Origin of the sequence: Bifidobacterium aquikefiri (genome assembly GCF_002259795.1) — a bacterium.
GTDB lineage: Bacteria > Actinomycetota > Actinomycetes > Actinomycetales > Bifidobacteriaceae > Bombiscardovia > Bombiscardovia aquikefiri.
On sequence record NZ_MWXA01000002.1, the window covers coordinates 1 to 17,829 of the forward strand.

A 17,829-nucleotide genomic window follows, 5' to 3' on the forward strand; every position below is an offset into this window, starting at 1 on the left:
CTGGAACAGCTTCGTCTCCTCGCTCATCTCGCGTGGGCTTACCGGCGTGCGCCTGGTGACCGGCGACCGGTGCGCCGGACTGGTGAACACCGTCAGTGAACTCCTGCCACAGGCCCGCTACCAGCGGTGCATGGTGCACTTCATGCGCAACGTGCTCTCGAAAGTCTCCCCTCGTCACACCCGATGGGCCGGGGACGCGCTCAAGGCCGTGTTCGCGATGGAATCACGCGAATCGGCGTTGGCCAAGGCCGAGCAGGTCGCCACCGAGATGGAGGAGCGGAAACTCAGGGAGGCCGCCAAGTGCCTGCGCGAGGGCATCGACGAGACCACCACGTACCTGCTCAAGGATTACCCGGTCGAGCATCGCCGGCGCATCCGAACGAACAACATGATCGAACGGTTGAACCGGGAGATCCGCAGGAGAACCCGCGTGGTGGGCGCTTTCCCGGATGGTAGATCGGCATTGATGCTCATCACTGCGAGAATCCGCTACGTCACCGGCAACCAGTGGTCGACCCGCCGCTACCTGGACATGTCCCGACTCCACGACACCATACAGGAAGCGAACTGACAACGCACACAGGAAACAAAAACCAAAGTGCGCAAGAACCCGGGCACTACCTCAAGCAGCATCTATGGCAGCAGCTTGAGAACCGTTCGCCCGTCATAGCCGACGATGTCCGCTCCTCTACATTGTGCAAACTCATCAACATTCCAGGTCAGCCTGGACGTCTGATGATTCGTTGCGGATACCGCATTGCCGAAGCCGCGATTGGTTTCAATTAGCCAGTCGCGGGAGTGAATTCAATATCTGGGCACGACAAACCATTGCGGCTCAACACGATTATTCCGGAATCACAATGCTGAGCACAAACCAATGATCCTGTGCATGGACGGATATTTCTCCACCATATTTTTCTGCGATATGTCGAATGGACTTCATGCCGTAGCCATGCTTGTCCTTGTCGTGTTTCGTGGTCTGCAGATTTCCCACGGAATCGGTGCGTAAATGAGAATCGAAGAAGTTTTCGATTCGAATTACAATGAAACGATTGCGAGAAAACAGTGCCAATCGGATCAGTCTCGATTCGGAATCGCCAAGCCCCAAGGTTGCTTCAATCGCATTGTCCAAAGCATTGCCGAACAATGTGGCGATGTCCATGGAAGACATCGAGTTGAGCAGCTTGCCATCCGCAACGGCTGTAAGCGTGATTCCGTGTTCGTCGCACTGCCGGGTTTTGCTGGTAAGAATGACGTCAAGCACTGGATTACCGGAATATTTCTGTGCGCTGTAGCGCTGCACAGAAGCTTCGAGCTGTTCGAATCCTTGAGCCAGATGATTGGGATCAGCCTCGACTTTTAAGGCGGCAATCTGATGTTTGAGATCGTGTGCAAGTCTGCCCAATGATTCCAGATTGGTCTTGGATTGCAGATATTCCTGATGCTGGCTTCTCAGCTGTGCATCGATTGATGAGAGCTCTGCATTCGTTGCCAAGCGGCGAGATTGCTCCTGCTGAGCGTAGAGGATAACGAAGCCGCAGAAATCAACAAGGGTCCGTATGTAGAAGACTTCCTGCCCGACGGTCCCTGAAAATGGAGTGTTCGTTGACACGAAGCTGAGATTGCTCATTGCAAAGGTAACCGTTGTAATGCTTACTGTGCCAATGGTCATCGATCTGCTGGGAACAGTTGGCGTGATCCTACTGAAATTGTTGCGTTCCACAAACCATGCGAAAGCAAAGCAAGCTGAATACACCACGACAAGCATAGCGACGGACTGCCATCTGGCATTTTCACCGCGCCAACCGATATGCAAGAATGTGACAAGCTGCCAGTGAAGGGAAGCAATCAGCTCTGCGAGCACAAAAGCCCTTGCAGTAAGATACAAGGCCTCTCTTTTGCCGATTCCAGCTGCTGTGAGGATTATTGCGCACATTCCTGTGAATGCGAGCAGCATTCCCAGTATCCAGAACTGCTTTGACATCATGCCGCCCCAGTATTGCAGGGCAATCATCACCGGTAATCCGGCCGCAACGACCATCGCCGACTTTTTCCTTCCCACACGTCGATAGATGACGGACAGATACACGATGCAGGCAAGCCACTCGCATAGTGCGGTATATAGTCTTGGTATGTCCGGCAGAGCATTGGTAATGGTGGCACTCATCTTGGCATGGCTCCAAGATATTCCGCCAAGACGGCAAGAAACGCCTTTTTCCTGGGTCTGCTGATTCGCAGCCGCTCCCCGTTCGTCATCACACAATCCTGATCCTCAACTGCCATGACATGACCGAGGTTCACGAGATAGCATGCATTTGAACGAAAGAAGCTCTGCTCCCGCAACTCGCTCTCCAACTCCTTGAGAGTACTGGATATCGAAAGCCGATCACTGAGCGTATGAATGACGATCGTGTGGCGAATCGATTCAAAGTATATGACATGGGACAGTTCAAGACGCAACCCCTGCGAGCGGGTCTCAACCAACATCGAGCTTCCGATCTTGTGGCGAACCATTCCAATGGAGCGCTCGAGTTCCTGCTTGAAGGCAAACCATGGCACTGGCTTGAGAAGATAAGAAAGAGCCTGCACTTCATAACCGCTTATCGCATATTGTGGTGCAGCTGTGATGAATACGATTATGACACTTTGGTCGCACTTCCTTATCCAACGCGCGGCATCCATGCCGTTCATTCCAGACATTTCAATGTCCATGAGGAGTATGTCGTATACAGGTCTGTAACGATCTATGAGACTCAGAGCATCGTCAAAGACAGCGATGGTGAACGTATCATCACTCTCTTCAGAGAATCGCTTCAGAAATGTGAGAACGATCTTACGAGCCTGTGGATCATCCTCGACAACCCCGATACGAATGTTCTTCATTCCAACGCCTACTTCCATTCGCACTGCTCGAGTTACATCAGTTCTTTCGCTACGGGGCCATGATTTTATCAGCACATCAGGTAACGAACGAAGCAGTCAACACTCACGGTCGTATTCGATGGCTCTTGATCTGAATGCTTTCAAGATTCTATGGCTGTGCATTGTGTCTTTTCGGCATTATCCAGAACTTGAGCAACGGATAGCTGACAACCACTGCAAGCAAGGTGTTCACCACCGACGCAACCGTTGCAGCGATTGCCGAATTCATCCCCCACCTCATGCACAACGCCGTTACATATCCAGGAAGTACAAGATTCACCACAACGATGAGAACAGCGAGAACCGCATATTTCCAAGCCGCATCAGCGAAAGCAGAATCCGATTTGAATACCCATTTCATTTGTACCACAAAATTAACAGCCTGCGCCAGTACTTCGGCGGCAAGAAACGTCAGAAACCCGCCAATTCCATTCGAACCTGGGGTCGTGTAATTGAACAGGAGGAAACTGAATGGAGTTGTCAGACCAAGCGCGGAAACGAACACCGCTGTGCCGACCCATGCAACGATGAATCTAGTGATGGTTGAAACGTTCGATAACACATTGAACAATATGAATTCCCACAGGTTGGGATGGTCTGCAATCCAGTGGGATACCGGTCCAAATAACCCATCGTGCCTTTGGCTGGAACCCTGATTGGGAGTAACTTTTTTCCGATTGTCGTCATTCATGATGGAGCTCCTTCGCTATGCGCCTGCCGATCCTTCTATTCTTCAGATATTCGGATAGGAATGAACCGATTCCATGCCACAAGTGGCCGTTTGCAATCTCCACAACGGAGTCGACCATGGCAGCATTGATGAGGCCGTTGGTCATCTTGCACATCGCACGAGGTGGCATATTCAACACGAACAGAGCATTCAGATCCGCGGAGCCTGTCTTTTCACGGCTCCTTCGCTCATTTCTGAGCAGCAATCGAGCAACCGCCCTGGCGATGAGCCCCTGAGAGAACTGCCACGAAATGATCGGATCGTTTGCAGTAAACACTCCAGTTTTCTTGGGTCGCGACACTGGAAATCCAAATAAGGCATCCAGCTGAGCATCGTTGGCCTTCTTGACATCGCCATGCAGATATGATCCAAGCTCAGGATCAGCGGGTTTCTTCTGCATGTCACCGGCAACCGAGTATTCAGCTCGCAACTCGATATGCTCACAATCCTGCCCAACCATCAATGTCCACTGCCCAGACTCAATCCTCCAGGATCCAGTTTCGACATCGAAGTGTCGGAATGTATAGGCATCGAAATCAATACGGATATCTGCGCTTTCATGAGCTCCGATCGATACTTTCGAAAACGCCTTTAACTCACGATCAGGTCTGAGAACCCCTCCCGCTGGTCCTCTTACGTAAAATTGCGCGACCGTCTGCCCGGCAATATCCGAATCGTTCCTGATGGTGAATGAAATTCCACTATCATCAGTGCGCAAATCCGAATAGCTGAATTGAGCATAGGTGAGTCCAAATCCAAAGGGGAAGCGAACCGGTACGTTCGCAGTTGAGTAATACCGATACCCAACGAACGGACCTTCGCGATAAACGGCATCGCTTCCTGCGGAAGGATACCATTGTGAACTTGGGCAGTCCGCATACGAGATCGGCCAACTCTCGGCCAAGTGACCAGAAGGATTCACATCTCCAGTCATCACTTTCACAGCCGCTGATGCTCCGGCCTGACCTGCAAGGCCAATATAGAGCAGCGCATCCACATCATCAATCCATGGGAGTTCAACAGGCGAACCTGCGATCAGGACTATCACAAGCGGTTTCCTCACTCGTCTCAAGTTCCTCACAAGATCATTCTGAACTTTCGCAAGCCTCATATGATCCCGATCGAGACCTTCCGACTCGCTGCGCTCGTCGAGTCCCAACGCCACGACAATGACGTCGGTCTCATCACTCGCAGCCAATGCCATCGCATCATCTGCAAGATCCTTGTTGACTTTTCCGTTGCGTTCGTATCCCTGTTCGTATCCCGAAACTGATATGTCACTCGCATAAGTAAACTCTTCCACCAGGTTTTCCTTCCTGGTGGCGTTGACCTTGGAGGAACCTGCTCCTTGGAATCGAGGATTGCTTGCCATGTCACCAATGAGGGCGACTCTGCATTTGGACTGCAAAGGAAGAGTGGGATGATCATCCCACATACGATTCTTGAGCAGAACCATACAGGATTGTGCAATTCGTCGGGCAAGTCCATGGTGCTCATCAATGGTTTTCTGTTTCAGCAAGGCGTCGCGTGGAACTCCCGAAATGTGAGTACGAACGGCGACTTCCGCCACCTCTGCCGCCCTTCGAGCCACATCCGATGGAGAAAGATCATCATCCGCAACGGCATCCATGATCTCCTTCGTCGAGGTATAGCCAGGTGAAGGCATCTCCAACGATCCTCCAGCCTTCACCGCTTCCACTGCTGAATTCGACCCTCCCCAATCCGATATGACAAGACCATCGAAGCCCCACTCATCCCTGAGAATCTCTTGCAAGAGATGACGGTTCTCATGCGCATAGACTCCGTTGACCTTGTTATATGAGGTCATGATGCTCCAAGGATGGGCCTGTCTGACCGCGATTTCAAACGCTGTCAGATATATTTCGCGCATGGTCCTCTCATCGACCACAGAGTTTGATGCCTGCCTTCTCAACTCTTGACTGTTGATCGCAAAGTGCTTCGGGCATGCAGATATTCCGTTTGTCTGTATTCCAGCAATTAATCCGGAAGCCATTTTCCCCGATACTATGGGGTCTTCGGAATAATATTCGAAGTTCCTTCCGCACAGTGGATTCCGTTTTATGTTGAGTCCTGGTCCCAGCAGTACATTCACGCCGAGATCCTTGGCTTCCTCGCCGAGCGCTTTGCCCATCTCCTCAGCAAGCCTGGGATCCCAAGAATTTGCCAATGCACTCGCCGTCGGGAAACATGTCGCAGGCTTGGACTGTCCAATGCCGAGATGGTCCCCCGATCCAAGTTGACGTCGCACGCCATGCGGGCCGTCACTCATGACGAATGAAGGTATTCCCGCGTGTTTGATTCCACGAGAATCCCACTCCGATGCTCCGGAAAGGAGAGAAGCCTGTTCGAGAATAGATAGATCCCTGAGTTTCATTATTATTCCTTACGACCTTGATCAAGCTGTAACCTTGACGGGACGGAGGGCGGTAGTGCAAACGGATGTCGACTACCGCCCACTCCGATCGAATGATGTATGGGTAGAACGGGTCAATCGGAAAGATGCTCCGATTCTTTCTTATTCCCTATCTACTGTCCCGCCGCGTTGACCACTGCAAGCTTGGCAGCCTTGCCGCGCTCAAGGTAACGTCTGATTGCGAGGAACTCCAGACCAATCACGAGCAATCCCGTTGCACCCCAAATCACATACATGGCGGTACGCCATATTGGTGTGGAGACCTTTGGCTCACCATTCGCATATTGCCAGCCATTGACAGTGGTATAGAGAATGTTCTTGGTCGCCTGTCGCAGCGCCTTCACTGAAGTTGCCGACTTGTCGGTGACATGGTTGGTGATGCTTGTTGTCGCCAGCATGGCATCATTGCCGTTTCGAATCTCCTGATCGGCGTTCTGATAACCATACCCGCCAAAGTAATCCGTCAACACAAATCCCCTGAATCCCCACTCATCACGAAGCACCTTCTGAAGCAACGCAGAATTCGCTCCTGCATACGTCGGACCGATGTAATTGAATGAGCTCATTACGGCCTGAGCGCCACCTTTCTTGACACTCATTTCGAATGGCTTGAGATAGATTTCACGAATCGATTGCTCGTTCGCCCACGTGCACAGCATGTTCAGACGATTTGTTTCCTGATCATTGAGAGCGAAGTGCTTCATGAAGGAATACACGCCCTTCTCCTTGGCTCCAGCAATCTGGTTGGAGGCCATCACACCAGAGAGCAATGAATCCTCTGAGAAGTACTCGAAGTTACGGCCAGAAAACGCATTGCGATGAATGTTCATAGCTGGCGCATACCATCCGGCAACATGCATGTCGTGGGCCATGGTGCCGATCATCTCGCCATATTGCTTAGCCAGATCCTTGTTCCATGTGCAGGCGAAGGCAGTCGAGGCGGGAAAACCTATGGATCCTATGCCTGTAAAATTGTTGTTCAAGGAAGCAGGTCCATCCGCATCGGTCAACTGGATCTTCCCGATTGAGGAAATGGCCTGCGTACCGTAGCCACCCATTGCCGTAAGGTTATCCATCTCATTGAAGGTCAGCTGATCGAGCAGCTTGTCCCATTTGCTATCCGTATAGCTTTTTCCACGCAAGTCAATCAGTCGGACGCCATTCTTCGCCCCAGTGGTCGGCATCTTGTCGGATGACTTGTCGTGATCCTTGGGATTGTAGTTTCCGTTGTTCACAAACTCTGCCTTGACTTTGTCGCTCATCGAGTAGTTCGTAGGCGCTGCTGTGGCTGTCTTGTAATTCGCGAAATGGTTCGCACGAGACAGATATTCCACGTCGCCGGCGGCATCATCGAATTCATTGGTCGCCACTTCCTTGTCTCCATCATGCGTATTGTTCTTGGAGTCGTACGTAATGGTATCTGGCAAGGAGAGCGTTTTCTTTGCAATGACACTATGAGAATCCGATTGAATGGAAATGCCATAGTCACCGCGCTCCAACACATAGGCCTTGGCGTCTTTTGAATCATAGGAAGCCATATCAGATTCGTTGAATTCCACGCTCACAGATTCCGAAGCTCCTGGATCAAGCTTCTTGGTTTTCTCGAATGTTATGAGATTCGTGGAGGCCTTCTCGATTCCGCCGTTGACATATGGCGGATCATAATAGACTTCGACTACATCCTTGCCTGCGGTGTCACCGGTATTGGTCACCTTGACCATAAAGGAGACTTTACCGTTCTTGACACTGATACTGCCCATCTCCTGTTTGAATGACGTATAGCTTAATCCATATCCGAAGGGATAGAGCACCTGTTGGTTATAATCGATCAGACCTTCTGCAGCCGCTGTTTCATAGAACTTGTATCCTACATATATTCCCTCGCTATAGTTCACGAAGGTTGGAGTCACATCGCTGGTCTTGCCGGTGAAACCGGTGACTTTTTGAGCGAACTCATCGACATTGTCATATGAGAAAGAACCGGAATTATTTTGAGTGTTTGCGGTCTTCAGATTCTTCAGAAATGTGTCGGAGGTCTTTCCAGAAGGATTGATATCACCTGTGAGCACACCTCCTAGTGCACTGAATCCAGTCTGCCCCGCCGGAGGGCACCAAAGCACTGATTTGATCTGTGGATATGAACTGAGAAAATCGAATTGGAACGTGTTTGCCCCGTTATATACCAAGGTGACATTGTCAAAGTTCTTTGTTACAAGATCTATCATGTCCTTTTCTGTTTTGCTGAGCTGAAGGAAATGCTCACCCTTCTGAAAATCCTGATAGTCCTTGGAATTGTTCGTATAAGTGATGCCATCGGCCTTCATGTCCGTTGGTAGGTCTGCGCCTTCTCCACCAACCCTGGTGATCACGACAACCGCCTGATCAGAAAAATTCTTCGCTTGTTGAATGAGACCTGTGCTGTATTGTGCGGCAGGAACTTCCGGCAATGTCCAATCTTGGGCGAACATCCCCACCTCCGGTCTATCCTTGCGATAATCGGTATAGAGCTTGGTGAGTCGGGCATTTGTCTGCAGCCCGCTTTCCTTGAGTCCATCGAGTAATGAAACCGTTGGATACTGATCAGACATGGATCCTGAACCCGTCCCACCATACACAGGATTGGTCGAGCCCCAACCGAACACATTGACTTTCTTACCTTGCAGCGGCAGGTTGCTGTCATTATTCTTGAGCATGGTGATCGCCTCGGACTGCACATTCTTGGCAAGCGTATTAGCGTTTTTCACCGTGCTGTTTGCAAGCGTATATTTGGTAATCGTTGCATTGTTCAGCAATGTTGCCATTGGACCGGTCACCATCATTGACATCGCAACGACGATGCCCACAAGAGCCACTATCCATGATTGTGAATGAATGAGTTTTCGAATGCCCTGATCCCGTACTGTTCTTTTATTGACAACGAAAGTCACGATCAGTGCCAGTATGACAAGCGCAGCCGCAGTGACAAGGTACGGCATCAGTGAGCTCAATACGGCGACAACATCGGCCATGTTGATTTGAAGCATAATTTCTACCTCCTCCTTGTTCTCGATCCGAACAGCGTCATGGTGGCAGAGGGGACTTCACTCCCGGGCCACGTCATCATTCCTGCAGCACAGCAGGTTTTTGAACCGTGATCCAGACAAATCCATTCTTTACCGTGATTCGGATCTCGTTCGGCACACCCATGTGCCGATATCTCCATTGAACAAGAAAAACAGCGGCTATCTGTATGATTGACGCAATCTGTCATTTCAATGACATAATTTGTGTGAAAGGTGCATACAGCGGGAACGGTATTAGACAATACACGGCTGGCATCCACGCCCAATCCGTGTTCTTGGCTAGAAACATGGATCAACAACCGTCATGAAAGGCATGGTATGACTCGGCAAGACGTCCAGCAGCCGATTGTTTTCCATGCATTCGACGATCCCAAGGGCATTGCGCAAGAATTGCATATGAGTAGTCAGATCGTCCCTTCAGACATCGTTTTCATCGTCGTAGACCACTCCAATGCCTGATATATTCGGCTTGAAGACATCACGATGTCAAAGACGCTGCGATATTCTAAACCCTCATCAGTCTTCTGCAACCGATCGCACTGCAACCAGGAAAGGAATTCGGGCATGAGATGGATTCCCAATACGCTGACGTTGCTTCGATGCATCTGCACGATCTCGCTACCCTTTCTTGACATCGAGTCCGCTGCATTCCTTCTGGCATACATTGCAGCAGGCATGACCGATATCCTAGATGGCTTTTTGGCACGACGATGGCAGGCAGTAACGCCAGTCGGAGCAACTTTCGATAGCGTGGCAGACATGCTGTTTACGCTGACATTTCTCTATGTGTTCATGACTTTTCTGCAATGGGCAGTCTGGCTCACCCTGTGGATAGGCGCCCTTTGCGTGGTCAAAGTTCTGACACTCATCGTTGGATGGGTACTCTTCCGCCGTTTTGCCTTTCTGCATACGACGCTGAACAAACTCTCAGGAATCATGATTTTTGTAGCGCCCCTATTCATATTGAAAACGGGAGTTGCGCTGATAGGCATCATCCCTTGCACACTGGCTTCACTTGCCTCACTTGAAGAGCTGATCATCACCTGTATTTCTGGCACTTTTCACCCGGACATTCGCTCATTGATGGATCTTCAAGTTAATCATGCGAAGGCGTCATGCTACGAATCCAGTCGCCGAAAATGACATCCATGATTCGACAAATCTCATCTCGGATGCCGGATAGTCGTTCTCAGTCACGATGATCGTGCATCGTTGCTCGAGCACTCGAATGTAAGGAACCACCACGAGACAATTATTCAGAGTGCCTTTGGCAAATATGCGTCTCGTATACTTTCATGAGGTGAGCAGTGCCAGCGGAAGAAATGTCTTAGGGATCCGCTCCTTACTGAACGCTCCGGCTAACTCTAATAAACACGTTGGCCAGCCTGCTCGACCGTCATGGACAGCAGGAATTCGTGTTCGCCTCTGCAACATGCACTGCCTGACCGGGGTGCCGTTGCCTACCCCAATATTGGATGGTCTGCCTTTCCTCCTCGCTGATATGCGAATACACTTGACCCACGCATATAACTTCATGTTCAGTCATGGAAATCTTGACAATCTCAAACTCTAGAAGATGTTGCACTTGTAATGAGATAACGGAGACAAACTTATCAATGCCTTGCTTAAGGTAATCAGCAGCCGGATCATCCCCGCGAGTGCGGGGCAAACAACATCGTGCGTTCAGACATCCTCGACCTCCAGACGCAGCCCCATCACGTCGAGCACCATGAGTACTTTGCGTAAGTCGAAGGACATCTTGCCTGTTTCCACCTTTGCCAGCCAGCTCCTCGATACGCCTGCCTTCAAGGCGAGCTGCTCCTGCGTAAGATTCAGCTTCTCTCGCCGCTGGCGTATCGCCAGTCCCATGTCATACATGGTTTCTATCAGTATGTTCTCACATCCTCGCCCATCAGGGGTTTATATACGTTCGTACACAATAGGTATTGTGTACGAAAAAACACAAACGCATCTTGCGCCTGTGCGAGACATCTGGATGGAGTTCCATGAGAGAATGATGCATTCGAGCGTGCCGCTGTGAAGAAATGATCTCGAATGGCATATGATCTCCGTTGCCGGGGAACCGTCGCATTCGTAAAATCGTGCGCTTGCATAGGAGTATTTCAAACCAGTCGGTGGCGCTCAAGTCGCTGATTACCAGGGCGTTGCAAGGGAAACGGGCCCGTCTGTCGCATCCTTCTAAGGCTGTGCGAAGCGAGGTTTGCGGACGCGTCGTGAATAAGGCGCTCAAAACTCAAACTCGTTTGAGCTACTCGTCTCGTCAAAAAGTCGTCGCCGCGCATGCCGCCGGGACTCCTGTCGAGGAGATTGCGAGCAGGTTCGGCATCTGCCGCGGCACCGTTTGGAAGATCGTCACCAGTGCCGGGCAGCCGACGCGCAGCCATGAGCTTTCTCCTGCTGTTCAGGAAGAGGTTCGACGGCTTTACGAGAGCGGTCTGACTCTCGCTGAGATCACCAAGAAACTTGGTGTGGGCAGGGTGAACGCGCGCGCCATCATCATCAGCGAGGGAGGCACGATGAGATCTCGAGGACGTAGACACAAGTAACTATCCTGTGCCCAATTTGCGAGATTGTGAGTGGAAGAGGAGCGCTCTGATTGAAGTGTTCCGCTGGAATATTGTCTTATTGGCTCACTTGGTCTGTGTGGCTTTCATCTGATTTGACATGGTTGTGGCTAGATCACCTCTTGGACTCGGCAGTGAAGAAGCAGCTGAGGTGTTTCCATTCCATGGGAAGAGGGAGTTTGCCGTTCAGAGGCATCGCCGGAGGGAGGGCAGTCATTAGGAAGCTTGTACAGACGTGCCCAAAGAGAGTGACGATCTTAGAAGACGAATAACTCTGTTATCCGCAGTGGTGTAGGATTATGGGGGTATGACGGTATTTCTCGACGATGAACGTCTCAATGGTCCGCATGTAGCCCGACTCAGTGCTAGACCGCAACGCGTTGCTCTTCCAATCAGTGCGAACGGTCCAAAGAGTTTTGAGGATATCATACAGTTAGAATGTCAAATCTGGGGTGGAGCAGCAAATGTGATCCTTCCCGTGACAGAAGATGGATCAATTCCAGAAATGTATCGAGCGATTCTCCCCGGATCACAAATCGATGCCGTGAAAGGTCTTGGATACGACCCTGAAATGTCAATGTCCGATGCGGTCGATTTGAATTACAGTAGAGAAACAGATCGGGATCAGTTGGCGGTTGGTTTGCTTCCATACAAACCAACGCAGAAGCAGCCACTCGTAGAAGTGGCCAATTTGTCGAAAAATGACCCATGGTACGAAATTTATCTTGTTTGCCTTGGAAAATTGCCAGAGCGGATAGATTCTGACATTGTTAGGGCAGGCAGCTGGCGACAGGATATCAGTTTTTCCGATTTTGTGGAAATTCGGAATATGCCTCTGACTGGATCTCTTGAAGATCTACTTTCACGAATGAATCCTATGACACGCACCAATACCCCAAGACGACTCTCCATGGTGCAGCTCTCATACGCCGCTACCGCAAGTACTGCCATCAGGTCTGGTCATCCTGTGCTCCCGGAAAGATGGTATAACCGGTACGATGCAGGTCCAAATATCCTCGTGGTCTGTTCTCCGGGTTCATTGGACGATCTCGCTTTGCTATGGAATTTGCGTTCGGCTCATGGTGACTTTTACGCTGTTCCAATAGGTATTCCCTATGCAAAGTTTTCGACAGAAGCGGTACAGAAAATAAAGTCAGATCCAGGACTTGCTCGCAATGGGATATCGCCCAACAGTCTGTATATCACGAGTTGCAGTGTCTCAACTCACGACATATCTGAATGCCTTGGAAATTTATCTGGAGTATCCATCTGTTCGCCGGACGAAATGCTTTCTTTTGGGACTGTTCTGGGATGGAGCAGGGAAGACGTGCTCGTATGGAAGGATGTGCATGCGTCCTTCAAACCGTTTGATCCCGCTCTGCATAGGGAAGCCCTGTTCCAGAGAAACCTCAACCGCCTGCTGATTATGCGGTCCGATATCGCTGTCGAGGATTCGCCCCTCCCGGTAAGTGGTGATTATCGGGTGGAATCGACAAACGGAATCTTCTATAACGGCTCCTATAACTCGTGGTTTTCGCCGGTAGAAGGTGAAAGAATACGTTCTGTTCAATGGCCGTCCCATAGTCTTATAGCTCAAAGCCTTGCCTCGGCGCGAGGGCTGAGGTTTCGCGAATCAGCTCCTGGAATAGCTGCAAGGATTTTGGTTGAAAAGGTCGGTGATCTTAATGATTTAGGCATGTTATGCCATGCCCCATTACTCCAATTATTGGAATCAATGGCCGCACGTCAGGGTTTCAACTGGTACAAAGATCGTGCCCGGAGAGAAGGGCATGAACCCGATCTTGTTGAATCGGTTGGCCGTTCAATCGATGAACTACCAGAGAAGACGTTCCAAGACTTTAAAATAGTGCTCGGTAACAGCGACAAGGCTACGAAATATTGGCTGGCTTGGGCGGAAAAGGCAAGCATCATCCTAAAGGGATTCCGGATCCAATGCCCTGAGTGCGGTGCGAGACAGTGGATTCCAATTAAAAGTTTCGCTCCGCCGATTATCTGCCGCGGCTGCTCGAAAACTATTGACTTCCCATTCGGAGATGAGTCCGTAGCTAAGTTCCAGTACAGGCTGAGTGAACAGTCCAGACGCGTCTACGAGGTGGATGCTATAGGGCACCTTCTAGCTGCTCGGTTCTTCCACTGGATATTTGAAGCTGGGTCGAAAGGTCAGCTTATAGGAATGCACCCTGGAATGAGTGTTTCCAAAACAGACGGTGGTAACGAAATTGGTGAGGCTGACCTAATGATGCTAACTAGGATGGGGGAATTCATACCAATAGAAGTGAAACGAACAGCTAAAGGTTTAAATGAGAATGAAATTCGGAAACTGGAAATTCTTAGTGGGGCTTTGAAATCGCCATGGAACGGAGTCGTCGTCTGTCAGTATGTCCGTGATGTCGATGAAACATCACTCACCTCATTGGTCACTAGGAACCGTGACGGTACTTACCAGCGGATAGTTCTGACTTATGACCAGCTGCTAGATCCCCATCCAATATGGGCGTTGGGCGGCGACCCATTTGCCATAAGGAAACTGACAGATAAAGAGATCTCTGAACGAGAAAAAGAATTTGTAACATCTCTCAAAAGACGGGCAGAAGAACCCGATACGGATTGGCAAGCATACTTAATGTTGCACCGCCATTCAAGACCGCAATCTAATAATCAGAATGGTTCAGGCTCGTGATAGCTAACTCGGTTCAAGCGGAGTTGTGAGGTCTTGGCCTCGTGATGCCATAAGTTGCCGCTGTATCAAGGATTATTTCCGCAAGCGAACGGAGACAGCTCTGCAGTGTTCCAATTTGACAATCAGCTTGTTCACATGACCTAACGGATAAGAAGCTGTAGATGGGAACGGACGGAAGTCTGAACTCCAAACGCATGCTGTGACCATGGTGACTGCTGGTTGGACAATAACCAATAGCGGATTGCGCTTTGGAATAAGTTACGCGGAGCGTGGATAGGGAATCGTTGGTTTCCCTGTAGCTTGGAGCTTTGCACATCAGGAAACCACTGTCTCAGCGATAGCAGCAAAGAAAGAGCAAAGGAAAAGGATCGACACGATGACCTTTAGGTAACCTGACAATTTTTCACTGAAGATGGTTGCTATCAATGTTTAATTTTACATAGTCTGAAAATTGTTTTAAATCCCACAGTTGGAATCTTTTTTTGCATAAAGCCTCAACTTCTGCACCTAATATGGGATGTGCGACACCTTTCGTGCTCCAATCATTTTTTGTATCATTTGTGACTAAAACTATGTTCTCGATACTCAGATTATCTAAAATATAGACTCCTAATAAAAAATCAGCCCAAACAAAATAGTCGCCATGATTCTTATCAGAGTCGCGAAATCCGGGAGGGGTATTTGTCTTATTTCTAGCCTCTGCCAATTGCAAAAAAGAATCTCTGGGTACAAACGGACAAATTGCTGTAGCTTCAAGACTGGAAATAGTTGATATTAAGGAATTTAAATATTTTGTATCGGTTTGAGGTTGATATTCTTCAAATAGATTCCGCAATTCTTGTAGTAACTCAGATGCATGTCTGCTCTTATCATCACCTAGCAGATTTCTGATGCTTTCTACATCCTCTTTCTGCATTCTCCTGATATTAATTAGATTTTGATTTTGATTTTGATTTTGCGTACTTTTTCTTATGAAATTCCATGTTTCTTGAATAACCTGCCCTGGAATTACAACATTTTTTTGTCGCTTCAAGAAGTCAATAATATCGTCACCTTTCTCTTGATTACCAATATTTACCAGGGCATTGGTGTCAAAACCGAAAACTGTTGATTCGTTTCGAACATTTATTTCACCCTCTCTCCCATCCTTAAGAGAGACTAGTGCTTCCTTCATTTTGACTAAGGGATTGAGTTTTACTTTTCGATCGAGCACTTCAAAAACTCTTCTAATCTGATCAGATGAGCCGTTATCAGCAGATGGCTGCGGAAGATCCACCTCAGCATTTATTTTATCTTCTGCCATCTCACTCGCCAGTTTCTTGACTATACCAAACAGAAGCTATCGTCTTTGTAAGTGCCCGTCCTCGTGCCTCAAGTTTTTCAATGTTCCAGTTATCTAAATCTGCAAAGTACGTCTGGTCTTCTTTGCTGATGACAGTTTTCAGTATTTCTTGTTGAAATCCGGTCCAACTGTCACTGTTACCCGGTCTTCGTGGGATTTTTGATAAAACTGCGTTCCCAATTGTGGCGCTCCAATAATTGACCTCACTAGGAATAGTTGTTCCCCAGTTGCCGTCTTTTGTAATGACATATTGGATAAAACTGTCAGTAAGATCCGGGTTGATCTTTTTCTGCATAGCAGAAGCTTGAAGAACATGCAAAGTATTTTTCCCAAGGGCACGTGAGAGTACTTGTTCACTGAACTGCTCTCTTGAAGGCACAAGATCGCTCAGATCTGCAAAGGCGGCTTCCCAAGTGCGTTCTGAATAAATTCTCTTTGCAGCTTCGCTGAAACGCCGTTCTACATTACCTGTTCCTAAACTGCCAACACTGATTCTTCTTACAACGAGCCGCAATAAAGTCGATGCTCCTTCATCGGGATTTTCCGTATTTGTAAGGGCGAGCAGTATCGGCCGTATCGAGATGACGTTCAACTTGTTCAGAACTGTATATATTGATGCTTGGTAGTCATTTGCAGGTCCAGCTGTTGAAGGATCTTCCATCTGTAAATAATACGGTAAATCATGACTCATGATCGCCATCAGCTGCGTAGGAGATATGGATTCAAACTTCGTAAGATGACCTGTCAACGCGTCAAAAAGGTCTCGTGGTAGCACATAACCTCCACGAGCTGTAACTACATGTCTTATAAATTGAACGAAAGTTGAAGGATCTCTGAAAGATTTCGCAATTTTTTGCCATTGCTCATATCTTTCGTGCATCTCACTCGGTCTGGATTGACTCAGCACATAACTCTTCAACAGATCGGCCGTTGTTAAGTCTTTACCTCTGTTGTTGACAATTTCGAAAACACGAAATGCCGATGCACTATCTGGATGTGTGAATTGCGCAATATAGAGGTGATCAGTAAGAAAATTCGCCCAGATACCAAGTCTTTTAAAAGGATCATCCTTCAAGTTCTCATCCAACAACGAGCTTAATTTCTTATAAGCTTTTACGAGATTTCTCGATATAGAATCTTCTCCGTCCTCGTTCTCTACAGGAAGCACAATGTCTTTGGCTGATTTTCTCAGAATTTCTTGTAGAGTTCTGTCATCAGCTCTGTCAGAGAGAGAGATCCTTGCACTTTCTTCATCAGTATCGTAATTAATACCTGTTAAGAACGTCGATTTGACACGTTCCGCCAGCGCATCTCTACCAAACTTCACCGCATCATGATACAGAGCAGCGGCAAGTAACGTTACTGTTAGTAATCGCTGTTGGCCATCTACAACTTCTTTTGGCTGATTCTCTCCCGTCAAAATAAAAAGGCCCAGAAAGTAGTAATCCTGATCAACTGAATCGGAGAGATCTGAAAAAAAATCGCTTATCTCATCATCGCCCCAGCTGTAGTTTCTTTGATATATCGGAATGGTAAAACGATTCCCACTGATCAATGAGCTCAAAGTATTGGAAGAGGCTGTTAGTGGTTTTTCCATACGAACATTGTATGTCTTATGATGCCTATTTCAATGTGCTTGGTTTCCGATATCGAGATGATTCTTTTTGTTGGGGTGATGACTTTCCTGCGATGAGTTGATGGATACCTTCGGTCAGGTGTGTTCGTGAAATCAAGCAAGAGTTGCTCCTCGACGCACGAGAAGTTCTACGACCTTCTGTCTAGAATTTTCTACTGTAAATTGGGGATCTGCGCGTATGTTCGTAAGGGACATCAACGACCGTTCAAGGCTTGATAAGAGCCAACCAAATCCTATTGCATTGTTTGTCGGGGTAGTATGCGGTCACAATGATTCAGCGTTACGATAGGCTGCCTGCTAGATCCCAAAAAGAAAAAACCGTATATATCTGTGCTGCTGCACATGAAGTTTAGTAGTAATACGTGAATTGTTACACGAGCAATCCTTGTCGTCGGACAAGCGAATACCCGTGCTTCG

13 protein-coding genes are annotated in these 17,829 nt (G+C 48.7%); 5 read left to right on the forward strand and 8 right to left on the reverse strand.

Annotated elements, in window-relative coordinates; genetic code table 11:
• The coding region (locus BAQU_RS00795) for an IS256 family transposase (protein WP_211277061.1) at positions 1-571 on the forward strand (571 nt) is incomplete at its 5' end.
• Positions 572-844: 273 nt separating this feature from the next.
• Here BAQU_RS00795 and BAQU_RS00800 read toward each other — a convergent pair.
• From BAQU_RS00800 to BAQU_RS00820, 5 genes are all read right to left on the reverse strand, one after another.
• On the reverse strand, positions 845-2,167 hold the full coding sequence (locus BAQU_RS00800) for a sensor histidine kinase (protein WP_094692185.1): 1,323 nt from the start codon (positions 2,165-2,167) through the stop codon (positions 845-847).
• Positions 2,164-2,883 carry a LytR/AlgR family response regulator transcription factor gene (locus BAQU_RS00805; protein ID WP_094692318.1) on the reverse strand — a complete coding sequence of 240 codons (720 nt, stop codon included), beginning with the start codon at positions 2,881-2,883 and terminating at the stop codon, positions 2,164-2,166. The genes BAQU_RS00800 and BAQU_RS00805 overlap by 4 nt, the downstream gene beginning before the upstream one ends.
• Before the next feature lie 148 nt (positions 2,884-3,031).
• Positions 3,032-3,613, reverse strand: coding sequence for a PTS cellobiose transporter subunit IIC (locus BAQU_RS00810; RefSeq protein WP_143241934.1), 582 nt, complete (start codon positions 3,611-3,613; stop codon positions 3,032-3,034).
• Complete coding sequence (locus tag BAQU_RS00815; RefSeq protein ID WP_094692186.1) at positions 3,606-6,047, reverse strand: glycoside hydrolase family 3 C-terminal domain-containing protein; 2,442 nt, start codon at positions 6,045-6,047, stop codon at positions 3,606-3,608. Before BAQU_RS00815 ends, BAQU_RS00810 begins: the two co-directional genes overlap by 8 nt.
• Positions 6,048-6,199: 152 nt before the next feature.
• Positions 6,200-9,109, reverse strand: coding sequence for a glycoside hydrolase family 3 N-terminal domain-containing protein (locus BAQU_RS00820; protein WP_094692187.1), 2,910 nt, complete (start codon positions 9,107-9,109; stop codon positions 6,200-6,202).
• A gap of 357 nt (positions 9,110-9,466) precedes the next feature.
• On the opposite strand from BAQU_RS00820, the gene BAQU_RS10385 reads away from it, so the two are divergent.
• Positions 9,467-9,607 (forward strand): hypothetical protein, encoded by a 141-nt coding sequence (locus BAQU_RS10385; protein WP_158215595.1) that lies wholly within the window; start codon positions 9,467-9,469, stop codon positions 9,605-9,607.
• A 105-nt stretch (positions 9,608-9,712) separates the two neighbouring features.
• Entirely contained in the window at positions 9,713-10,291 is a 579-nt protein-coding gene (locus BAQU_RS00825; protein WP_158215596.1) for a CDP-alcohol phosphatidyltransferase family protein, read from the forward strand.
• Positions 10,292-10,831: 540 nt separating this feature from the next.
• Here BAQU_RS00825 and BAQU_RS00835 read toward each other — a convergent pair.
• Positions 10,832-11,017 carry a helix-turn-helix domain-containing protein gene (locus BAQU_RS00835; protein ID WP_211277062.1) on the reverse strand — a complete coding sequence of 62 codons (186 nt, stop codon included), beginning with the start codon at positions 11,015-11,017 and terminating at the stop codon, positions 10,832-10,834.
• Between the two features lie 239 nt (positions 11,018-11,256).
• Between BAQU_RS00835 and BAQU_RS00840 the strand changes: the two genes are divergently transcribed.
• Both BAQU_RS00840 and BAQU_RS10505 read left to right on the forward strand, forming a co-directional pair.
• A complete protein-coding gene (locus BAQU_RS00840) occupies positions 11,257-11,715 on the forward strand; it encodes a helix-turn-helix domain-containing protein (protein WP_158215597.1) in 459 nt (152 codons plus the stop codon).
• A gap of 325 nt (positions 11,716-12,040) precedes the next feature.
• Positions 12,041-14,434, forward strand: a complete 2,394-nt coding sequence (locus tag BAQU_RS10505) for a hypothetical protein (protein ID WP_211277063.1) — start codon at positions 12,041-12,043, stop codon at positions 14,432-14,434.
• Between the two features lie 403 nt (positions 14,435-14,837).
• Here BAQU_RS10505 and BAQU_RS00850 read toward each other — a convergent pair whose 3' ends face one another.
• Both BAQU_RS00850 and BAQU_RS00855 read right to left on the reverse strand, forming a co-directional pair.
• Positions 14,838-15,737, reverse strand: a complete 900-nt coding sequence (locus BAQU_RS00850; RefSeq protein WP_094692192.1) for a PIN-like domain-containing protein — start codon at positions 15,735-15,737, stop codon at positions 14,838-14,840.
• Position 15,738: 1 nt separating this feature from the next.
• Positions 15,739-17,373 (reverse strand): DUF262 domain-containing protein, encoded by a 1,635-nt coding sequence (locus BAQU_RS00855; protein ID WP_094692193.1) that lies wholly within the window; start codon positions 17,371-17,373, stop codon positions 15,739-15,741.
• Positions 17,374-17,829: the final 456 nt, after the last annotated feature.